Raw genomic sequence first — 21,496 nt, forward strand, 5'->3', positions numbered from 1 at the left:
CGACGGGCGCGTTCTGAAGCCTTGCTGGAATATAGCGTGTTTCAGGCGCGCCGGCGCAGCAGACGAATGGCAATCGGCAGCGCCGTGATCACCGCCACGCCCAGAATGATCACTTCCAGATGGTCGCGCAGCAACGGCACATTGCCCAGGAAATAGCCCAGCGAGACCAGAATACCGGTCCAGAGCAGCGCGCCCAGCAGGCTAAAGCCGGTAAAGACGGCCCAGGGCATGTGACCAATGCCGGCCACGAACGGGGCAAAGGTGCGCACCAGCGGTACAAATCGCGCCAGCATGACCATCTTGCCGCCGTGATGGGCGTAAAAGGCCTCCGTTTTGGCCAGATGCTCCCGGCGCAGCCAGCGCGACTGCTCGTTGAAAAGCCTGGTGCCGTAGAGCCGCCCGATCCAGTAGTTGAGGTTGTCGCCGGCCAGCGCTGCGGTGGCAATGACCGCGCCTGCCATCCAGGGGTCCAGATGGCCGCTGCCGGCAATGGCGCCGGTGATGAACAGCAGCGAGTCGCCGGGCAGAAACGGCATGATGATCAGCCCGGTCTCACAGAAGATGACCGCAAACACCAGGCCGTAAACCCACACGCCGTGATGCTCGACCAGGGTCGTGAGATGCTGATCCAGATGCAGAACAAAATCGAGCAAGGCCGCTGCCCCTGAGGATGAATGGCGGCCAATACTGCGCCCGGCCCGTGGCAAAAGGCAATGATCGCCTGTGGCGTGCGTCCAGGTCACACTAAAGGCCTTCGCGACACGCCTGGTCGTGATGCTGTCGATGTCCTGTCTGTGAGGTTGTCTTGTTCGACGACGATGTGAATGCCCTGTGCCAGTGGCGCCAGACCCTGACGACCGCCCGCCATCGCGGGCTTTTGTGGCTGTCCGGTCCGACAGAGGTCGTGCGCGCGCGCGCCGAGGCCCTGCTTGAGGCGCTGGCCCTGACGGAGATCCTGTGGGTGGGGTCCCCCGTCTCCGGTGCGATTCAAACACCGGTCGAGCATCTGATGATGAAAAAGGCCCGAACTCGGCTCGGCACCGAGCAGGGCGCGGTGGTGTTTGACGCTGTCAACGGCTTCGACCCGGATGCCTTTGGTGCGCTGGCCGGCACCGTGCGCGCCGGCGGGCTGTTGATCCTGCTGACCCCTGAACACTGGGGCGCGGTGCCGGACCCCGACTACGCGCGCCTGGCCGATCACCCCGTTGAGTGGCCGTCGCTCACCTCGCGCTATCTGGCCCGGCTGGCGCGGTTGCTGGGCAGGGATGCCGGGGTGGCCCGTTGGGCCGATGACAAGCCGCTGATGTTGCCGGCGGCCGGGAGGACTGCGCTGGCAGCGCCGGTGGCGGTTGAGGATGCCGACTGCCTGAGCCCGGATCAGGCCCGGGCGGTGGCGGCCATCACGCGGCTGCGTCGGCGCCGCCCGCTGGTGCTGACGGCCGATCGCGGTCGTGGCAAGAGTGCCGCCCTGGGCATCGGCGCGGCGCGGCGCCTTGTTCAGGGGGATACGCGCATTCTGATCACCGCCCCGCGCCTGGCCAGCGTGGCGCCGGTGTTTGAACGTCTTGCCGAGCTGTTGCCGGACGGCGTTCTAAAGAATCAGCGGTTTGTCTGGCAGGGCCGCGAGGTGTGTTTTGTCGCCCCTGATCAGCTGGCGGCCCATCTTGATCACTGGGGCGGTGATGGTAGCGTGCTGCTGGTGGATGAGGCCGCGGCGCTGCCGGCAGCACTGCTTCACGAGGCGCTCGAGCATTTCCCGCGCGTGGTCTTTGCCACCACCGTACATGGCTACGAGGGCAGCGGCCGCGGCTTTGCCCTGCGCTTTCGCGCCCGGCTGGACCGGCACACGCCGCAGTGGAAGGCAATGAGACTTGAGGCGCCCGTGCGCTGGGCGGCTGAAGATCCACTGGAGCAGAGCGTGACCCGACTGCTGGCGCTGGCCGTCGATGCGCCGGTTGATGACGACGCGCAGGGAAGCCCTTATCACCATCGCCTCGATCGAGACATGCTGGCCCATGATGAGCCACGCCTTGAGGCGCTGTTCGCGCTGCTGGTGCAGGCGCACTACCGCACCTCTCCGGCGGATCTTCGCACCCTGCTGGATGGCCCGAATATCGGTATCGAAACGCTTGAGAGCGCGCCGATCGCCGGCGAGGGCCGGCTGCTGGCAGTGGCGGTGACGGTTGATGAAGGCGGGTTTGACGAGCAACTTTCCGAGCGGATTGCCCGCGGCGAGCGTCGTCCGCGTGGCCACCTGATGGCGCAGTCGCTGGCGCTGCATGGCGGCGTGGTTGAAACCGCCATCCACCGGCTGCGACGTATCATGCGTCTGGCGGTGCTTCCCGGATGCCAGCATCAAGGGCTGGGCCGACAGCTGGTCGAGAGGGTAATCGACGGGGCGCGCAATGATGATGTGTCGCTTCTGGGCGCGAGTTTCGGCGCCGAGCCCGGACTCATGGCCTTCTGGCAGCGCTGCGGACTGGCCTGCGTGCGCCTTGGGCTGCATCCGGAGACCTCGACCGGCGAGTACCCGGTGATGATGAGCCGACCCCTTGATGAGCGCGGTACGGCGCTACAGGATCTTTTGAGCGAGGCCCTGCGTGAGCAGCTGCCGGGGCTGCTGGCCTTTGAGCTGTCACACCTGTCGCCTGCGGTAGTGGCGCAAACGCTGCTGGATCAGGCGGTGATTGCCCCCGGCTCGCCGCAGAGTGCCCAGGCACAGCTGGAACGGCTGGCGCTGGGGCAGGCGCCCTGGGTGCCGAGCCGGCGCGCGCTGGCCTGGCGGGTACATCAGGCCCTTCGGGAACGCCCCGAGTCAGACTTCCCCCCTGAGCTGATCACCCTGTGTGGCATGCTGTGGCAGGGGCGCTCGATGGCCTGGCTGGCCCATCGCGAAGGGTTGACCGGCAGTGCGCAGGCGATGGACTGGGTGCGTTGGCAGGCGCGCGTGCTGCTTGAGGCGCGGCCCTGAGCGCACCCGACGCGGGCAGGGCTGAAGGGATACGGCGAATGGCGTATTCTTGAGGACAGCCATCGAGTCATACCCCATTGGGAGAGTCTGCGTGAACGAACATCTGGATACACTGGAACCCACTTATCTGTGGCGCCACTTTCGTACCTTCTGTGAAGTGCCGCGCCCGTCGGGCAGGGAAGAAGCGCTGGCCAAACGGCTGGAAGCCTGGGCAAGCGAGAAGGGGTTTGAACACGAGCGTGACGACGCCGGCAATCTGTTGATTCGCAAGGCTGCCACGCCCGGTCATGAAAACCGCCCGGGCGTTGTGCTGCAGGGCCATCTGGACATGGTGTCTCAGGCGGCCCCCGGCGTGACCCATGACTTTGATCGTGATTCGATCGCCACCGAAATCCGCGATGGCTGGCTTTATGCCCGTGGCACCACACTGGGGGCGGATAACGGCGTGGGCGCCTGCGCAGCACTCGCCATTCTCGAAGAAGAGGGACTCACCCACGGCCCGCTCGAGGCGCTGATGACCGTCGAGGAAGAGGCCTCGCTGGTGGGTGCCATCAACCTGAAGCCGGGCTGGCTCAAGGGCAAGTATCTGCTGAATCTGGACTCTGAAGACGAGGGCCAGGTCTACATCGGCTGCGCCGGCGGCGCCTCGGTGCGCACGAAGGCGACCCTGCCGGAGGCACCCATTGAGGCGTCCATGGAGACGCTTGTTATTGGCGTGCACGGCCTGAAGGGCGGCCATTCCGGGCTTGATATTCATCTGGGTCTGGGCAACGCCAACCGGCTGCTGTCGCGTCTGCTGCACCGGCTCTGCGAGCACGGTCTGCGGCTGGTTGATTACGACGGCGGCACCATGGGCAATGCCATCACGCGCGAAGCGCGCGCCACGGTAGCGTTTCCGGCCCGGCAGCACGATCAGGTCATGGCCGACATCGAGCGCTATCAGGCCATCTATCGCGAGGAGTTGGCAGGGCTCGATGATGGCGTCGCCATCAGCACGGAATCCGCCTCGGCCGAGCGCGCGCTGTCCAGTGAAGACACCTATCGCCTGATGGGGCTGATGCACGGTCTGCCCTACGGCGTGGCCGGCATGAGCCGTTCGGCGCCGGGCGTGGTCGAAACTTCCAACAATCAGGGCATCGTGCGGCTCAGGGACAGCACCTTCTCGATCCAGCTGATGGTGCGTTCGCTGCGTGATTCGACCCGCGATGAGCTGGTGGCCCGCATTGCGACCCTGATGCGCCTGACCGGTTTCGAACCGGCGATCAATGAAGGCTATCCGGGCTGGACGCCCGAGCCGGAGTCCGAGCTGTTGGGGCGCTTTGAGCGTGTCCACGAGCGCGTCACCGGTGACGCCCCCGAGGTGCGGGTCATTCATGCCGGGCTCGAGTGCGGTCTGATTGGCTCGAAAAATCCGGGCATGCAGATGATCTCCTTCGGACCCACCATTCGCGGTGCCCATACGCCGGATGAGCGCGTGGAACTCGGCGCAGTAGAAAACTTCTACGGCGTGCTGCGAGCCATGGTCGAGGATCTGGCGCGCGCCTGATGCCTCATGGCCTGAACGTCCTCATATAGACCCCGCCCCTCTCGGGCGTGCTGGCGCCCGGACCTCATGTGTCCGGGCGTTTTTACATCCGGATATTTTTGTGTCCGGGTATGTCACGTCTGACGTCTCTCTCCGTTGTCTCTGAAACACCGCCGCCCTGTCTGCCTTTCAGGGCGTGGTGACGCTTTGATGTCATTTCGTCACGCAAACCCTGCAAAGCACACGCAATGTCAAAATTGAGTGATTGTTTTTAACATATGATATTGATTATCATTCCCGAACTTAAAACTGATCACAAACAAACTGTTAACCCCCATAACCGATGATCAGCAGGGAACCATCATGATTCTTGGAGCCGCGCGCCTCACCGAAGTCCCCCGACGATCCAGAACGGCATGGGGGGTGCTATCACTGTGTTTTCTGCTGCCCGTGACCGCCCATGGTGCCGATCAGGATGATCCCGAATCCATGGTCATTACGGCCAGCCGTGTCGGGGCCGACCGGGAAGATTCCCCGCAGGTCGTGCGCGTGTTGACCCACGAACAGATCCAGCAGCAGCGCAAGCTGACCTCGGATTCTTCGGAAATTCTCAGCAATCTGCTGCCCTCCTATTCACCGCCGCGTCAGAAAATGTCCGGCAGCGGTGAGACCCTGCGCGGGCGCACGCCGCTGGTGATGATTGACGGGATTCCTCAATCCAATCCGCTGCGTCCGACCGGGCGTGAACTGCATACCATCGATTTTGCGATGGTCGATCACATCGAGGTGCTCCAGGGGGCCAACGCCACCAACGGGCTGGGCGCCAGTGGCGGCGTGATCAACATCATTACCCGCCGACCGGAATCGGGGTCGTTCACCCAGCAGATTGATGCCGAGGTCTCGACGCCGACCTCGCAGCTCAAGTCGGACACCACCGGCTACAAGACCACCTACGGGGTCAGCGGCAACAAGGGCAAGCTCGATTATGTCTTCTCGCTTGGATACGAGCAGCAGGGGCTCTATCTGGATGGTGACAACAAGGCCGTCGGGGTGGATAACACCCAGGGCGATCTGATGGACTCGCGCAGCTATGACCTGCTGGCCAAGGGTGCCTGGTGGTTCAACGATGATCAGCGGCTGCAGCTGAGCTTCAATCATTACACGGTGCGTGGCCAGGACGAGTATGTCGATGTGCCGGGCGATCGCACGCGCGATATCGCCACGACCTCCGAGCGGGGCCATCCGGAAGGAGAGGCGCCCTACAACAAGGTCTCGACCACCGGTCTGACCTACGACGACTATGACCTGGCCGGCATGCACCTTAACCTGCTGGCGTTTTATCAGGACTACAGGGCCTTGTTTGGGGCGGATGACTCGTCCACTTTCCAGGATCCGGACATTGCCCCGGTCGGCACGCTGTATGATCAGTCCTACGCCACCACCACCAAATATGGCACCAAGGCGTCACTGACCAAAGATGACCTGTGGGACGGGCGCATCAAGCTGACCGCCGGTTTCGATACGCTGTTTGACAGCTCCGAGCAGTCCCTGCATCGCACCGATCGCACCTGGGTGCCTGAGGTCAACTACACCGACCTGTCTCCCTTCGTGCAGATGGAAGTCACGCCCATTGATGCGGTGACGCTGACCGCCGGGGCGCGCTATGAGTACGCCAAACTGGACGTCGATAACTATCAGACGCTGGCGTCCAGCGGCGGTGTGGACGTGGCCAGCGGTTCGCCAAGCTTTAACGAGGCGCTCTATAACGCCGGTGTGGTCTGGCGCCCGGTCGATCACTGGAGCCTGTTTGCCAATTATTCGCAGGGCTTCGAGATTCCGGATGTGGGACGTGCGTTGCGCGGTATCTCACAGCCCGGTCAGTCGGCAGATGATTTTGAGAATCTGCGCCCGATTGTCACCGACAACATTGAAACCGGCGTGCGCTATGACGATGGTCGTCTCGATGCCGAGCTGAGCTACTACGTGTCCTCATCGGATTTCGGCAGCCGTGTCACGTCCGGCCCGGGCGGCCAGTTCGTGATGCAGCGTGAAAAAACCGAGATCGACGGTATCGATGCCACCATTGGCTATCAGTTCACGCCGAAGCATCACGGTTCGCTGAGCTACTCGCACATGCGCGGGCGCTATGACAGCAACGATGACGGCTCGCTGGATGGCAAGCTCGATGGCCTCAACGTCTCGCCGGATCGCCTGATCGCGCGCTGGTCGGCGCAGTGGTCGCCGGAGTGGTCGAGCATGGTGCAGGTCAATCACGCCTTTGATCGCAATTTTGATGAAAGTGCCAACGGCTGGGATCGCGATTTTGATGGCTACACCCTGGTGGATGTCGGCATTGGCCATGTGCTGCCGGTCGGTCAGGTCAACGTCGGCATCGCCAACCTCTTTGATGAGCGTTACATCACCTACTACTCCCAGAGCGCCCTGAACAGCCCGGATGCCAATTACATGAACGAGCGCTATTTTGCCGGCCGCGGACGTACGTTGACCGTGGGCTACAGCCTGAAGTTCTAGGCGGGCAGCCCGGTGCTCGACCGGCCGGGCCGTTGTCATGACAGTTTTTTCAGCAACCTCTACAAGATCAATCACTACAACAACATGGTGACTAGCCGCACAGGGAATACAACTGGAAGCTTTTGACAGCGGAGAGTGTATGAACGTACGGCCGTATGACCCGGCAGGCATTATCAGCGAGCAGGCCTCGCTGCAGGCTTTGCTGAACTGCCTCATCAGAGAGATCGCCATCCCCAGGGGATGGCTGACACATGAATGGCCCGCCGGCAGTGAGGTACCGGCACTTGATGCCCCGACATCGGCCATTCCGCTATGGCTGCGCTGGCCGGAGGGGCTCTCCTGTCTGGTGCTGGTGGATCGCATCAGTGCCCAGGGGGTTCACCGCTATCTATTGCGGCCGTGGCTGCGTGTGTCACCGGATCAGCCCTGGCAGGTGCCGGGCTATCTGGCACTTGCCAGAGCGATGGTGATGCCGCTGGCGCGTGAGCAGGGGACCTCACTGGAGGCCCTGCTGGCCCAGATGGAACAGAGCCTGGGCGTGATGACCGAGCTGGTCAGCGCGCGTCACGGCGAGGGCGCCGCCCCCCTGCAGGGCTACATCGAAAGCGAACAGTCGCTGTGGTTTGGCCACTCGGCGCATCCCGCTCCAAAGGCCCGTCAATGGCCGGACGGGTGTCGGGCCGATGACTACGTGCCCGAACGCCGCTGTCGCACGCGCCTGCATCAGTGGGCCGTGCCCCGTCAGGGGCTTTGCGTGCAAAGTGCCACCCTGGCCGAGCAGCAGGTGCTCGACAGCGTGGGTGACCAGCGCCTGGCCGGTGACGGCGAGGCCGTGCTCAGCATGCATCCGATTCAGGCCCGTCTTTTTGCCGAGCACCCGGCGGTACAGGCGCTGCTGGCGCAGGGTGTCATTCGTGATCTGGGCGAGAGCGGCTTCGAGGCCTGGCCGACGGCGTCGCTGCGCACCTGGTATGTCGAGAATCACCCCTTTTTCATCAAGGGCTCGCTGAACGTGCGGGTGACCAACTGCGTGCGCAAGAACGCCTGGTATGAGCTGGACAGCACCGGGGTGATCGATGCCGTCATGGGGCGCATTCTGGCGCTCAATGAGCCGCAGCTGGCCAGGCTCCGGCTGGCGCGTGAGCCTGCATCAGTGAGCTGGGCGCCGCCTGATACCGACATTGAACAGCAGCGCTGGTTGACCGAGCAGACCGGCATCGTGCTGCGCGAGAACTTCTGTCAGACCGCGTCACCGTCGCGCTGTGTGCTGGCGGCCAGTCTCTTTGGTCGCTCTACCGTATTGCAGCCGATGATCTCTGATCTGATCGGGGAGGCTGATCGAAAGGCCTGGTTTACGGCCTATCTGGAGGCCCTGCTGATGCCGGTGCTGGCGCTTTATTTCCGCCACGGTGTGGTGCTTGAGCCGCACCTGCAAAACTGCGTGCTGATCCATGACGACGGCTGGCCAGCCGAGGTGCTGCTGCGCGATTTTGAAGGCGTCAAACTGATCGAGGGCAGTCGCTGGCTGGAAGACGACCTGTCTGATGCCGTGCGCCGGTCGCTGACCTATTCCCGCGCGCAGGGCTGGCAGCGCATCGTGTACTGCCTGCTGATCAACCATCTGGGCGAGGCCGTGCTGGCGCTGAGCTGGGATGACCCGGCGCTTGGCGAGGCGCTGTGGGCACAGCTGCATCGGTCGCTTCAAAACGTGTACGACCGGCTCGGGGTCGATGCGCCGGAACTGGCGGCGCTGCTGGCGGGTGGAGACCTGCCGTGCAAGACCAATCTGCTGGTGCGTCTGCGGGCCGCCGCCGACCGCGAGGCCGGCTACGTATCGCTGCCCGGCTTTTGGCGCCAGGAGGTGGCCTGTGTCTGAAGCCAGCTTATCCACGACCGGTTGTGAGCTGCCGCCTCGCCTGCGACAGGCGATCCTGCAGGCCCGGAAGTCCAGTGAGGCCCCGATGGCAGCGTTTTTTTATGATCTGGACGCGCTGGCCCACCACGCCGATGAGATGTACGCGGCCCTGCCGGAAGGTGTTGAGCTTTACTACGCCATCAAGGCCAACAGCGAAACGCCGGTGCTGGAGACGCTGGCATCGCGGGTGGACGGGTTCGAACTCTCCTCCGGGGGAGAGCTTTCGCGCGCGGCCAGCTGTGCCACCCCACGGCCCTGGCTGCTGTCCGGCCCCGGCAAGCTCGACAGTGAGCTTGAAGAGGCGATAAAGCGCGGCGTGTCGGCCATCCATCTGGAAAGTCTCAACGAAATTGACCGGCTGGCAGTGCTGGCGCGTCGGCTTGATCAGGTGCAGCCGGTGTTTGTGCGCATCAATCCGGCCCTGCCCGAGGCCTATGCCACCCGGCTCAACATGGCCGGGCGCGCCACCCCCTTTGGCATTGATGAGTCCGAGCTTCCAGAGGCCATCATGCGTATCGAGGCCTGTGATCATCTGGTGCTGAAAGGCTTTCACATCCACGCCATGTCGCATCAGGCGGACAGCACCCGGCACGCGGCGCTCATCGCCCACTATCTCGAGCGCTGGCCCGTCTGGCGTGCGCTGGCTCGTTACCCCGAACGGCTGACCCATCTCAACGTCGGGGGCGGGCTGGGGGTGGATTATGTTCACGGTCGGCATTTTGACTGGCCGGCACTGTGTACCGAGGTGGCAACGCTTCGCAATGCGATGACCGCGCCCCCCGTGGTGCGCTTCGAGGTAGGGCGGTTTTTGAGCGCCTTTTGCGGCTACTACGTCATGGAAGTACTCGATCGCAAGACCAGCCACGGCGAGCATTTTCTGATCTGTCGCGGCGGCACCCATCAGTTCCGTCTGCCGCCTGCCCAGGGCCATGATCATCCGGTACTTCACCTGCCGCGTCAGGTGCCGCCAACCGATGAGGCCGGGCGCCGCTGGAGCGTGGTGGGCCAGCTTTGTACGCCCAAGGATGTGCTCAGCCGTGGGCGGGAGCTCGGTGGGGTCAGCGTGGGCGACCTGCTGGTGCTGCCGCTGGCCGGGGCCTACGGCTACAACATCTCGCATGCCGATTTTCTCTGTCATCCGCGGCCCCGGCTGCATTTTCTGCCGGTTGAATCGACCGGGCCGGTGAATGAACGGTCACTCGCGGCGGTGAGCGAGGCGGGCCCATGAGGAGGGTAGATGTGGCGTCAGGCGCGGCGTCGCCCCGTCAGGTTCTCACGGTCGTGCTGCTGGGCACCGGCACGGTCAGCCTTGCCAACAGCATGCTCAATCCGGCTCTGCCGGCGTTCATGCACGCCTTTGACCTGAGCGCCGGTCGGGCCGGTCAGGTGCTCTCTTCCTTCATGGTGGCCATGGTGCTGGCCATGCCGCTGACCGGCTACCTGGGCGCGCGCCACGGCCGTCGCCGGGTCTATCTGAGCGGCATGGCACTGTTTGCCCTCGGCTCGCTGCTGGGCACGTTGGCTCTGGACTTTCCCCAGGTGCTGATCGCTCGCGTTGTTCAGGGGTTTGCCAGTGGGCTGGTGATTCCGCTGTCGCTGCCGCTTTTGTTTGCGGTCTTTCCCGTCGAGCAGCGTGGCCGGGTCACCGGCGCCTGGGCCAGCATCGTCATGCTCATTCCTGCCGTTGGGCCACTGTGCGGGGCGGTGCTGTTCGAGCATCTTCACTGGCGGGCGCTGTTTGCCCTGCCGGTGCCCGTGGCAGCTTTGGCGTGGCTCATGGCTCGGCGCTGTCTGGCGCCGTCTCCACGCTTGAGCGAGCGGCCGGCGTTTGATGGCACCGGGTTTGCCCTGATTGCGCTGTCGCTGGCGCTGGTCATGGCCGCCGGCCAGCGCCTGGCGCAGGGGGCGACCTTTCAGGGCGTTGTGATGCTTTTTGCGGCCGCGGTAACGCTTGCCGCCTTTGTGCGCCTGGAGCGGCGTCTTGAGCGGGGCCAGACCGCGCCGATTCTGAATCTGGGCATGTTCGCCCGGCGTGACTTTCGCCACGGCGTGATCATCACCGTCATGCAGTCGGTCAGCATGTTTTCAACCCTGGTGCTGGTGCCGCTGTGGGTTCAGGTAGTGATGGGCAAAAGCGCGCTCTGGACCGGCTGGGCGCTGATGGCCACGGCTGCGTGCGCAAGCCTTGGCGGCCGGCTGGCCGGACGCTGGATAGACCGGCACGGCCCACGCCACATCATCGCGGCCGGTCTTTTGATCACGATCATGGCCTCGCTGGCGCTGGGGCAGCTTGCGGCCGACACGTCGATGGCGCTTTTGTGTGCGCTGATGGCGCTGCGCGGGGTCGGGATCGGGTTTTCCTACATGCCGTCCACCACCGTAGCGCTCAATACGCTGCCGGAGACGCTGACCACCCAGGGCGCGGCGGTCAACAACGTAGCGCGCCGGGTCATGGCGTCACTTGCCGTGGTCGCCGTGTCGCTGGCAGTGGATGCGTTACCGGCCCATGGCGTCGCCCTCGAGACCACCCTGACCGGGCTTTTTACCGCCACCGGTCTGGTGCTGGTGCTGGCGCTGCCCAGTGCGGCCTGCCTGAGCCCTCGACCGCTGCGCGACAGCGCACCCTCAAGGGCCTGAGCGATGTGTGATTTTCCTTCTTTGCCCCTGCTGACAGGACATCCGTGCCATGTCGTCTTCCCACACGAGTCCCCTTGCCATGTCCCGCTTTAATACCCTTGATGCTCATATGGCCGTCGGCCCCACCGAAGAGGCTCTAACGCCCGGTGACCTGACGTCCTTTCCGAACGACCGCGCGGCCTGGTGCCACTTCCCCCGCATCGAGCGGCGGGTGGTGGGGCAGCTGCTGCAAACCCTGCTGTTTGAGCAGGTGATGCCCTTCGAGGTTCAGCCGTGCAGCGAGTCCGAGGCCACCAGCCACCGCTTTGTCATTCCGCTTGAAAACGGCGAAATGATCATGGCCGAAGGCTGGCTTTGCGAGAGCTTTGCGCTGATCCGCCTCGATCATGACCGGGTCTACCATTGCCGCCTTGATGCAAGTCAGGGGGCGCTGACCCTCAATGCGCTTCTGGCCGCCCTTGATGCCCGGACCGGGGCATTGGCGGGGCAGGCCGGGTTCGTGCGCGAGCTGGAACAGACCCTGCTGCATGACCTGCAGTCGGCGGCAGCCTTTGAACGTCCCGACGTGCCACCTGAAAAGCTCGGCGCCGATGCGCTGGAGCAGTACTTTGTCGACGCCCACAGCTATCACCCCTGCTACAAGTCGCGCCTTGGGTTCAGCCTTGAGGACAACGCCCGGTTCGGCCCCGAGTTCGGCCAGCCCCTGCAGGTGCTGTGGCTGGCGCTGCCGTCTCGTCATGCCGTGAGCGACCGGATCGCCGGCGTGGATGCCGAGGCGCTGATCCAGCGCAGTGCAGGTTTGAAGGTACTGGCCGCCCGTGACGCCTTTTGTGAACGTCAGGGGCTTTCGCTTCTGGACGTCGTGCTGGTACCGGTACATCCCTGGCAGTGGCGCGAGCAGCTGTGTCGGGCGCTCTACCCGGAGATTGCACGCGGCGAGATCGCGCTGTTGGGTGCCGGTGACAGCGCCTATGTGCCGCAGCAGTCGATTCGAACGCTGGCCCCGCAGGACGGCTCGCAGCCCTATTTGAAGCTCGCCATGCATCTAACCAATACCTCAAGCACCCGGCTGCTGGCGCGTCATACGGTCATCAACGCGCCGCGCATCAGCGCCTGGCTTCAGGGACTGGTGGCCGCCGACCCCGATGCCCGGGCCAGCGGCATGGTGCTGCTGGGCGAGATCGCCGGGGCCAGTCTGGATGAGCGCACCTTTGATGTGCTGCGCCATGACCGGGTGTATGGCGCCCTCGGGGCGATCTGGCGCGAGCATGTCAGCCAGTATCTGCACCCCGGCGAGCAGGCGGTGGCCTTCAATGGCCTGAGCCAGTGTGCCCGCGATGTTAACGGGGTACCCGAGCGGCCATTCATTGACTCCTGGGTGCGCGAGTACGGTCTGGAGCCGTGGACGACGGCGCTGATCCGTGCCGCCAGCACGCCCATCCTGCATCTGCTGTTTGCCGAAGGCATCGGTCTGGAGGCGCACGGTCAGAACATCGTGATATTTCATGACAACGGCTGGCCCACGCGGGCCGCGCTCAAGGACTTTCACGACGGCGTACGCTTCAGCCCAGAGCATCTCACCCATCCGCAGCAGGCGCCTGTGCTTGAGCCGGTGCCGGCCAGCCACGCTGCGCTCAACCGCAATTCCTTTCTGGTGACCGACGACCCGGCAGCGGTGCGCGACTACACCTGCGACGCCTTTTACTTCATTGCGCTGGCGGATATGGCGATTTTCCTGCGCCGTCATTACGGGCTTGAGGAGTCACGCTTCTGGGCGTTGACGGCACAGATCATCCATGACTATCAGCAGGCCCATCCTCAGCACGCCGAGCGCTTTGCACGTTTTGATGTCTTTAACGCCGACTATGAGGTCGAGGCGCTGACCCGTCGCCGGCTTTTCGGTGATGAGACGCCGCAGATCATTCGGGTGCCCAGTCCGCTGGCGCCGTTTGTCGCTGCCGAAGGGAGCACCTGATGCTGTATGACAACCGGCTGAAGCAGGCCATCGGGGAAGGGCGCGAGGTGTTCGGCGTGCTGGCCTCCATTCCGGCGGCGGCCTCGATCGAGCTGATCGGCGAGGCCGGTTTCGATTTCGTGGTGATCGACACCGAGCACGTGATGATCAACCCCGAAACCGTGGAGCACATGATCCGCACGGCCGAGCGCTATCGCCTGACGCCGCTGGTGCGGGTGCCGGATGGCGATCCCAAGCGGATGCTGCGTCTGCTGGATGCCGGCGCTCAGGGCATTGTGCTGCCTCAGGTCGAGGACGCCGCCACCGTGCGTGACGCCGTTTCGGCCTGCAAATACGCCCCCGAAGGGCGACGCAGCCTGAATGCGGGGCGCCCGGGCAGCTTCGGTCGCACCTCGCTTGCCGACTATGTCGGTCATGCCAATGACACCGTCATGGTGGTGGCCATGATCGAGACCGAGCGCGGCGTGACCAATATCGAGGCCATTGCGGCCGAGCCGGGGCTTGATCTGGTGCTGGAGGGCGCCGCCGATCTGTCCCAGTCGCTCGGGGTGAGCTGGCAGACCAACCATCCGCACGTGCAGGCCGCCCTGGCGCATGCGGCCAGCGTGTCGCTGGCGCACGGTGTGGCCTGGTGCACCTTTTTGCGTCATGACGGCGACGGCCCGCGCTGGCGCGCCCGGGGCGTGACCACCTTCATGCTCGGCGACGAGCGCGGCATCGCCTTTCGCGCGTTGATGCAGGCCCGTCGCCAGGCACAGACCTCACTGGCCGGGGCCGACCCGGCCGCAGGCCATCCTGATCAGGAGAACTCATGACGATGATCGAATCCCGCACGGTTGAGCAGTCGCTGCTGGAAACCCTTGTCAATGCGCTGCTGGCCGAGCGCTTTCTGGACCACGAGGCCTTGGCGCACTCGACCCCGCTGGAGGGCGCCGCCGGGCAGACGCCGACGCTTGCAGCACTGGGTGAAGAGGTCCCCACGATCGAGCGGGCAGCGGTCAGGGAGGCGGGCTCACAGCTCTGGTCAATGCCGCTGGATGGCCACACCTGGCTGGTCATGCTGGTGCGTCCGGACGTTTGCCAGGCGCAGGTACTGGTGCCCGGCACCCAAATCGTGACCTGGCAGGGCGATGCCCCGGTCGGTGCCCGCTGTCAGGTGCTGGATGCCGAGGCCCTGATGCGCACGCTGGCCAGAGCATTTCATCCGCAGTCGCCCGAGCCCGATGCCGGCGAGCAGGTGTTTTTAAAGGCGCTGGCCACCACCCGCTGGCAGCTGACCCGCTCCTGCACGCACGCCATTCGCACCCGGGGGCTGATGGCGCAGCCACCGATGGCGTTTTTCACCCTGATGGAGCAGTGGGCCTCGCTGATCGATCGCCCCTATCACCCGACGGCCAAGGCCAAGGAGGGGCTGGATGAGGCCGAGTACGTTGCCTTCATGGCCGAGTTCGATCAGCCGGTCACGCTGGGCTGGGTGGCGATCCGGCGTGATGCGATGATCACGGGGGCACAGGTTGGGGAAGGGGAGCAGCCGGCCGATTTTCTGATGACGCCTGCCGAGCGGGACCGACTGATCACCGAGCTGCACGGTCGCGGCCTGGCGGAAAGTCATATCGCGCTGCCGGTCCACCCCTGGCAGCAGCGCCACGCCCTGCCGCAGTGGCTGGGAGAAGCGCTTGAAAGTGGTGAATGTGTGGTGCTCTCGGCAGTATCGGAGCGCTGGAAGGCGAGCTCTTCGCTGCGCTCGCTGCTGCCGGGACATGACTCGCGGCACAGCGTCAAACTGCCGATGGCGATTCATTCCCTGGGCGCCTCGCGCTATTTGCCGGCGGTGAAGATGATCAATGGGGATCTGAGTGCGGCGCTGCTCGAGCAGGCCCGCGGGCTCGACCCACGCCTTGGCGAGGCGCTGCACCTGTGTGAAGAAGGGCGCTGGTGGGGCTGGATGCCGGAAGGAGCGAGTCTTTTTGATGAAGCGCCGCGACACCTGTCGGCGATGGTGCGAAGCTATCCGGCCGAGGTGATGGCCGACCCGGCCTGTCGTCTGGTGCCGATGGCGGTCCTGGGCACGCGGCTGCCCGAGGGCGAGCACTTTTTTGATCACTGGCTGGACTGGTGTAGCACGCCTGCCACCCGGGAGAGCGTTTGCGAGCTGCTGGCGGCGGTCTGCGACCGCTTTTTCGAGCTGACGCTGCGTCTTTTCTGTCTGGGCATGCTGCCGGAGGTGCACGGCCAGAACGCGGTGCTGGTCTGGCGCGAAGGGCAGATCACCGGACTGGTGCTGCGTGATCACGACTCGCTGCGCATTGCGCTGTCGCAGCTGTCGCGGTGCGGGCTTGAAGACCCCGAATACCGCATCAAGCCCGGCCACGCCAACACCCTTTATCACGATGACCCGGCAGCGCTGCTGTTCTGGTTGCAAACGCTGGCCATTCAGGTCAATGTGCGGGCCATTGTGGATGCGACCGCGTCTCATTTCGACGTCGAGGTGTCGCTGCTGTGGCAGACGGTGGCGACCAGCCTTCGTGGCCGGATTGATGAGGTGGTGACTTCGCCCGAGCTGCATGCGCTATTGATCGAGCAGCTGTTTGAGGCGCCGTCGTGGCCGTTCAAGCAGCTGATCAGGCCGATCATTGCCCGCGCAGGTGGCCCCGGCAGCATGCCTTTCGGGACCGGTGAGAGCGTCAATCCACTGCGTCAAATCAGTAATGTCTGACAGGAGTAGCCATGCCGGACCCGGCCCATGCCGAGCCCATGATGACCGCGCACGTGCCGGGGCTGTCACGCCGACGCGTGCTGGGGGCAATGCTGGCCCTTGGCATGATGCCCGGCTCACTGCTGGCCCGGGAACGCCCGGCCCGGGTGGTGACCCTGTTTCAGGGCGCCACCGACAGCGCCGTCGCCCTTGGGGTCACCCCGGTCGGGATCGTGCGCTCCTGGCAGGACCCGCCGATCTATCCCTATCTGCGCCCGGCGCTGTCAACGTCGACGCTGGTCGGCCTCGAAACCCAGCCCAGTCTGGAAGACGTTGCCCTGCTGGCCCCCACCCTGATCGTGGCTTCGCGCTTTCGCCATGAACGGATCGCACCGCTGCTGGAGAAGCTGGCGCCGGTGGTCATGCTGTCTCAGATCTATCGCTTTCAGACCACGCTGGAGGTCATGGGACAACGGCTGGGACGCGAATATCAGGCCGCCACCCTGATGATGCAGTACCGCGCCCGCGTGGTGGCCCTTCGCGCCCGGCTGGCGGCGCACTTCGGCGCGCGCTGGCCGGCCACGGTGTCACTGATCGATATTCGTGCCGATCAGGTGCGCAGCTACCTGCCCGGGAGCTTCGCCGGGCGGGTGCTGACCGACCTGGGCTTTCGCTGGAACGACGCCGCCCGCAAGGCCGGCGGCGTCATGCTCAAGCTTGGCGGTGTCGAAAGCCTGCCCGCGCTGGATGCCAACGTGTTTTTTGTCATGCGTCACTCCCGAAGTCCGGCGGTGGCGGATTACGCGCACCGGCTCATGACCCATCCGCTCTGGCAGCGCATGCAGGCCCCGCGCGCCGGTCAGGTGGTCGAGGTTGATGCCGTGGCCTGGAGTCTCTCCGGGGGCATTCTGGGGGTTTTCAACCAGCTTGATGAGATCGAGGCCTGGCTACAGCGCGAGGGCGATTCATGAGCGTCGCAGCAGCATCTGGTGCTGCGCTCAAGGGTCGGTCTGCGTTGCCGGCGCTGGGACTTTTGCTGCTGGCGGCCATGCTGGTGAGTCTGATGGCCGGTGCGCAGTGGTCGACGCCTGCCGCCGTGTGGCAGGCGCTTTTTCACCCCTCCGAGCTGTCAGTGGAGGATCTGCTGATTCGCACGACCCGGCTGCCTCGCACGCTGCTGGCGGTGGTGGTCGGCGCGGGGCTGGCCGTGGCGGGCGCCCTGATGCAGACCCTGACCCGCAATCCACTGGCCTCACCGGGCATCGTTGGCATCAACGCCGGCGCCATGTTTGCCGTCGTGGTGCTGGTGTCGATGTTTCCTCAGGCGGCGCTCTGGGCCTGGTATGGTGGCGCACTGCTGGGGGCGGCGCTGGCGGCCCTGCTGGTCTGGGCGCTGGCGATGCGCGGGCAGTCGCCCGGCGGGCCGCTTCGGCTGGTACTGGCGGGGGCAGCGCTGACGGCGCTTTTCAACGCCTTCAGTCAGGCGCTTCTGGTGATCGACCAGCAGGGCCTGGACACGGTGCTGTTCTGGCTGGCCGGTGCGGTGTCGGGGCGGCCACTCTCACAGTTATGGCCACTGATGGCCGTCACGCTGCTGGCGCTGGTCGCCTGCTGGCCGCTGATGCGCAGCATGAACGCGCTGGGCACCGGCGAGGCCATGGCCCGCAGTCTGGGCGTGCCGGTGCATCGTGTGCAGACGGCCATGGTGGTGCTGGTCGTGGCGCTGGCCGGCGCCTGCGTGGCGATGGCCGGCAACATTGCCTTTGTGGGGCTGGTGGTGCCGCACATGGCGCGCCGGCTGCTGCCCTCTGATCATCGGCTGTGGCTTCCGGGCTGTGCGCTGCTTGGCGCGACGCTTTTGCTGCTGGCGGATGTGGTCGGGCGCTGCGTGCTGTTGCCCCGGGAGATACCGGTGGGGGTGATGACGGCGCTGATCGGGGCACCGCTTTTCATTGTGATGCTGCGCCGACAGGGGCGTCGCCATGACTGAGTGCACGCTGCGCCTTGGGCGCTTTTCACGTCGCTTTTCACCGACCGCCTGGCGTCGAGTGGCGGCGCTGGTTCTGGTGATCATTGTGGTACTGCTGCTGTCACTGGCACTGGGCAGAGTGATGCTCGGCCCCGGGGCGCTGCTGGAAGCATTGCAACAGCCGGACTCGCCGACAGGGCTGATCGTGCAGGAGCTGCGCCTGCCGCGGGCCCTGCTGGCGGCGCTGATTGGTGCCGCGCTCGGGGTGGCCGGCTGGCTGTTGCAGCAGGTCATGCGCAACCCGCTGGCCTCGCCGGACATCATAGGAGTCACCAGCGGTGCCAGCGCTGCTGCCGTCAGCTATCTGGCCTGGCTGGCCGCGCCGCTGGGCATGGCGGGACTGCCGGTGGCGGCCATGCTGGGGGCGATGGGCGCGGCACTGGCGGTCTATGCTCTGGCCTGGTCGCACGGGGTCACGCCGCTGCGTCTGGTGCTGACCGGCATCGGCATGGCCGCGGCGCTGGGTGCCGTCACGACCATGGTGCTGGCGATCAGCCCGTTGACCACCACGCTTTCAGCCTATGTGTGGCTGACCGGCAGCGTCTACGGTGCTGGCTGGTCGGACGTGACGGGGCTGGCGCTCTGGTGTGCAGCCCTTCTGGTGCCGCTGGCCGCGCTGATGCGCACGGTCGTGCTGGCGCCGCTGGACGATGCGCTGGCGACCGGTCTGGGCCTTGCCGTGCAGCGTCATCGGGCGGGGCTTCTGGCACTGGCCGCGGCGCTGGCCGGCGTGGCGGTGGCCTGGGGCGGTGCCTTTGTGTTCGTAGGGCTGGTCGCGCCGCATCTGGCCCGGCGACTGTCACGCTTTCCCGGCACGGCGCAGATGGTGCTGGCCCTGCTGTTCGGAGCGCTGCTGGTGATGCTGGCCGATCTGGTGGCGCGTACGCTGTTTCTGCCACTGGATCTGCCGGCCGGTATTTTTGTGGCCGCCCTGGGCGCGCCGTTTTTTCTGGCCCTTTTGATTCGCGAGGTACGCTGACCCGCCATGGCCACGGTATCGGCTCACGACCTGACGCTGGGCTATCAGCGTCGCCGCATTCTTGATCAGCTCGAGCTGAGCCTGCCCGAAGGACAGATATCGGTGCTGGTGGGCAGCAACGGCTGCGGCAAGAGCACGCTGCTCAAGGCGCTGGCCAGGCTGCTGTCGCCCTGGTCCGGGCAGGTGTGTCTCAACGGCCGGGACATTCATCAATTGCCCACCCGGGAGGTGGCGCATCAGCTCTCGCTGCTGCCGCAGCAGCCGGTCGCCCCGGAGGGCATGACGGTGCGCCAGCTGGTACAGCTGGGGCGCCATCCGCATCAGCGCTGGCTGTCGCAGTGGTCACCGGAAGACGAGCGTCAGGTGGCGCGCGCCCTGGAGCGTACAGGGCTTGCGGCGCTGGCCGATCAGGTGGTGGACACGCTCTCGGGCGGTCAGCGCCAGCGCGCCTGGATTGCGCTGGCCGTGGCGCAGAATACGCCCCTGATGCTGCTCGACGAGCCGACCTCCTTTCTTGATCTGAACCATCAGATGGAGGTGCTGGAGCTGTTGCATGAGCTCAATCGCGAGGAGGGGCGAACCATCGTGATGGTGCTGCATGATCTGAATCTGGCCGGTCGCTACGCCGATCACATGGTGGCGCTCCGCGCCGGGCAGGTGTATGCCCAGGGCACGCCTGCGCAGGTGATGACGGCCGAGCGGGTCGAGGCCATTTTCGGTCTGGCCTGTCGGATCATTGAAGACCCGTGCTCGCAGACGCCGCTGTGTATTCCGCTGCGCCGACAGGCCCTGTCATGAGCGCGGCAACCGGATTTACGCCGCAGGAGTGGGCCTTTCTGACCGACACGCTGGGGCTCGCTCAGGCGCCCCGTGCAAAGGTGCGTGCAGCGACCGTCGCTGAACTATGCGAGCCCGCCCACTGTGCCCGCGTGCTGGATCAGCTTTCACCGGTCATTGGCTCGCCCGGTCGCCGCGTGACGGCGTCGCTGCTTTCCAAACGGCTGGGGTTTTTGCTGACCGGGGCCAGTCTTTATGCGCTGTCGGCGTGTAATCGGGCGCTGGACGTCTCAAGCGACAACTGCCTGCTCGAGTGGGCGCACGACGGCAGCCGCTGGACCTCCTCGCTGCCGCTGATCTCTCTGGAAAGTGTCTCGCTTGAAAGCGTCTCGCTGGCAGGCCCCGAACGAGAGGCGCAGCGGAGGAGGCTGGTGGCGCGGCTGTTTGCCGGTGTGATGCAGCCCTTGTGGCAGACGTTTCACGAGGTCAGCGGCGTGCCGCTCAACATGCTGTGGGAAAACGTCGCCGTGCGCGTCTACTCCCTGTACGAGCGGCGCATGGCCGAGCTTGATGACCCGCAGGCCAGCGCCCGGCGCGATGAGGATTTCAACTTTTTGCTGACGGCGCCGGCGTCCCTTTTTGGCGTGCCCTGGAATCCGCTGGCCCGCTTTTATTACCCCGAAACACTGACGGACAACGGCGGGACGCAGCGCTTTCGGCGCACCTGCTGTCTGTATTTCAAGGCCACCTGCCCGGCCGAGTACTGCCAGAGCTGCCCGCTGTTAAAACCCCGGAGGCGCTGATGTATGACGTTCACCCGCGCGTGGCAGGTCTGGAGGCCGACACGCTCACCGCCTGGCAGAAGCTTTCGACCTCGGCGCTGGGCCATCTCACCCATGAGGGCTATCTGGCCGGGCTTCAGCCCCTGCACAACGACACACACCTGTGTGGCCCGGCGCTGACGGTAGAGATTGATGCTCGGGACAGTCGGGTTCTGCGTGAGGCTCTGATCATGGCCCGGGCCGGCGATGTGCTGGTGATCCACGATCATGACAGTGCCCGGGGGCTGGCCTGCTGGGGCGAGCTGCGCGCGCTGGCCGGCTGTGTCAAAAAGCTGGCCGGCGTGGTGGTCGTGGGTCATGTGACGGATGTCGCGGCGTTGAGGGCGCTGCCGCTGCCGACCTTTTATCTCGGCGTCAGCGCCCTGACCATTCATGCCAGCGCCTGCCGGGGCGCGCTCAATCGAGGGCTTTCCATCAATGGGACCGACGTACATCCCGGCGACATGATGCTTGGCGATGACGACGGCCTCTTTGCGCTGACGCCGGGGCGCGCTCAGGCCCTGCTACCGGCCGTGATCGACAAGGAAGCAAGTGATCACCGGCGTCGCGAGGCACTGTGCCGGCAGTGGCTCAATGACTGACGAAAGAGACGACGGTCTGAAGACAGCGCGTGGGCACG

The 21,496-nt window shown here is 65.2% G+C and carries 16 protein-coding genes; 15 read left to right on the plus strand and 1 reads right to left on the minus strand.

Annotation, left to right across the window (positions count from 1 at the left end; all coding sequences use genetic code 11):
- Positions 1 to 41: 41 nt before the first annotated feature.
- Positions 42 to 653 (minus strand): VTT domain-containing protein, encoded by a 612-nt coding sequence (locus tag KSP9073_RS05065; protein ID WP_108841805.1) that lies wholly within the window; start codon positions 651 to 653, stop codon positions 42 to 44.
- Positions 654 to 805: 152 nt separating this feature from the next.
- Here KSP9073_RS05065 and KSP9073_RS05070 point away from each other — a divergent pair, with 152 nt between their 5' ends.
- The 15 genes from KSP9073_RS05070 (at position 806) to KSP9073_RS05140 (ending at position 21,458) form a co-directional block, all read left to right on the plus strand.
- Complete coding sequence (locus KSP9073_RS05070) at positions 806 to 2,971, plus strand: tRNA(Met) cytidine acetyltransferase TmcA (RefSeq protein WP_108841806.1); 2,166 nt, start codon at positions 806 to 808, stop codon at positions 2,969 to 2,971.
- A gap of 91 nt (positions 2,972 to 3,062) precedes the next feature.
- The gene (pepD, locus tag KSP9073_RS05075) at positions 3,063 to 4,517 is read left to right on the plus strand and encodes a beta-Ala-His dipeptidase (RefSeq protein ID WP_108841807.1); all 1,455 of its coding nucleotides are present in this window, start codon (positions 3,063 to 3,065) and stop codon (positions 4,515 to 4,517) included.
- A 342-nt stretch (positions 4,518 to 4,859) separates the two neighbouring features.
- Positions 4,860 to 7,028, plus strand: a complete 2,169-nt coding sequence (locus KSP9073_RS05080) for a TonB-dependent receptor (RefSeq protein WP_108841808.1) — start codon at positions 4,860 to 4,862, stop codon at positions 7,026 to 7,028.
- Positions 7,029 to 7,167: 139 nt separating this feature from the next.
- Positions 7,168 to 8,904, plus strand: a complete 1,737-nt coding sequence (locus tag KSP9073_RS05085) for an IucA/IucC family protein (RefSeq protein ID WP_108841809.1) — start codon at positions 7,168 to 7,170, stop codon at positions 8,902 to 8,904.
- Positions 8,897 to 10,171, plus strand: coding sequence for a type III PLP-dependent enzyme (locus tag KSP9073_RS05090; RefSeq protein ID WP_243409115.1), 1,275 nt, complete (start codon positions 8,897 to 8,899; stop codon positions 10,169 to 10,171). The genes KSP9073_RS05085 and KSP9073_RS05090 overlap by 8 nt, the downstream gene beginning before the upstream one ends.
- Positions 10,168 to 11,580, plus strand: a complete 1,413-nt coding sequence (locus KSP9073_RS05095) for an MFS transporter (protein ID WP_108841810.1) — start codon at positions 10,168 to 10,170, stop codon at positions 11,578 to 11,580. The genes KSP9073_RS05090 and KSP9073_RS05095 overlap by 4 nt, the downstream gene beginning before the upstream one ends.
- Positions 11,581 to 11,659: 79 nt before the next feature.
- Positions 11,660 to 13,555 (plus strand): IucA/IucC family protein, encoded by a 1,896-nt coding sequence (locus KSP9073_RS05100; protein WP_165814158.1) that lies wholly within the window; start codon positions 11,660 to 11,662, stop codon positions 13,553 to 13,555.
- Complete coding sequence (locus tag KSP9073_RS05105; protein WP_108841812.1) at positions 13,555 to 14,370, plus strand: HpcH/HpaI aldolase family protein; 816 nt, start codon at positions 13,555 to 13,557, stop codon at positions 14,368 to 14,370. The genes KSP9073_RS05100 and KSP9073_RS05105 overlap by 1 nt, the downstream gene beginning before the upstream one ends.
- Entirely contained in the window at positions 14,367 to 16,271 is a 1,905-nt protein-coding gene (locus tag KSP9073_RS05110; protein ID WP_207771411.1) for an IucA/IucC family protein, read from the plus strand. Before KSP9073_RS05105 ends, KSP9073_RS05110 begins: the two co-directional genes overlap by 4 nt.
- An 11-nt stretch (positions 16,272 to 16,282) precedes the next feature.
- On the plus strand, positions 16,283 to 17,221 hold the full coding sequence (locus KSP9073_RS05115) for an ABC transporter substrate-binding protein (RefSeq protein WP_207771412.1): 939 nt from the start codon (positions 16,283 to 16,285) through the stop codon (positions 17,219 to 17,221).
- The gene (locus KSP9073_RS05120; RefSeq protein ID WP_108841813.1) at positions 17,218 to 18,240 is read left to right on the plus strand and encodes a FecCD family ABC transporter permease; all 1,023 of its coding nucleotides are present in this window, start codon (positions 17,218 to 17,220) and stop codon (positions 18,238 to 18,240) included. Before KSP9073_RS05115 ends, KSP9073_RS05120 begins: the two co-directional genes overlap by 4 nt.
- Positions 18,233 to 19,258 carry a FecCD family ABC transporter permease gene (locus KSP9073_RS05125; RefSeq protein ID WP_108841814.1) on the plus strand — a complete coding sequence of 342 codons (1,026 nt, stop codon included), beginning with the start codon at positions 18,233 to 18,235 and terminating at the stop codon, positions 19,256 to 19,258. The genes KSP9073_RS05120 and KSP9073_RS05125 overlap by 8 nt, the downstream gene beginning before the upstream one ends.
- Positions 19,259 to 19,264: 6 nt before the next feature.
- Positions 19,265 to 20,056 carry an ABC transporter ATP-binding protein gene (locus KSP9073_RS05130; protein ID WP_108841815.1) on the plus strand — a complete coding sequence of 264 codons (792 nt, stop codon included), beginning with the start codon at positions 19,265 to 19,267 and terminating at the stop codon, positions 20,054 to 20,056.
- Positions 20,053 to 20,838 (plus strand): IucA/IucC family C-terminal-domain containing protein, encoded by a 786-nt coding sequence (locus tag KSP9073_RS05135; RefSeq protein ID WP_108841816.1) that lies wholly within the window; start codon positions 20,053 to 20,055, stop codon positions 20,836 to 20,838. The genes KSP9073_RS05130 and KSP9073_RS05135 overlap by 4 nt, the downstream gene beginning before the upstream one ends.
- The gene (locus KSP9073_RS05140; protein ID WP_207771413.1) at positions 20,838 to 21,458 is read left to right on the plus strand and encodes an RraA family protein; all 621 of its coding nucleotides are present in this window, start codon (positions 20,838 to 20,840) and stop codon (positions 21,456 to 21,458) included. Before KSP9073_RS05135 ends, KSP9073_RS05140 begins: the two co-directional genes overlap by 1 nt.
- The last annotated feature ends 38 nt before the right edge of the window (positions 21,459 to 21,496 follow it).

Origin of the sequence: Kushneria phyllosphaerae, assembly GCF_900312995.1 — a bacterium.
GTDB classification, from domain to species: domain Bacteria; phylum Pseudomonadota; class Gammaproteobacteria; order Pseudomonadales; family Halomonadaceae; genus Kushneria; species Kushneria phyllosphaerae.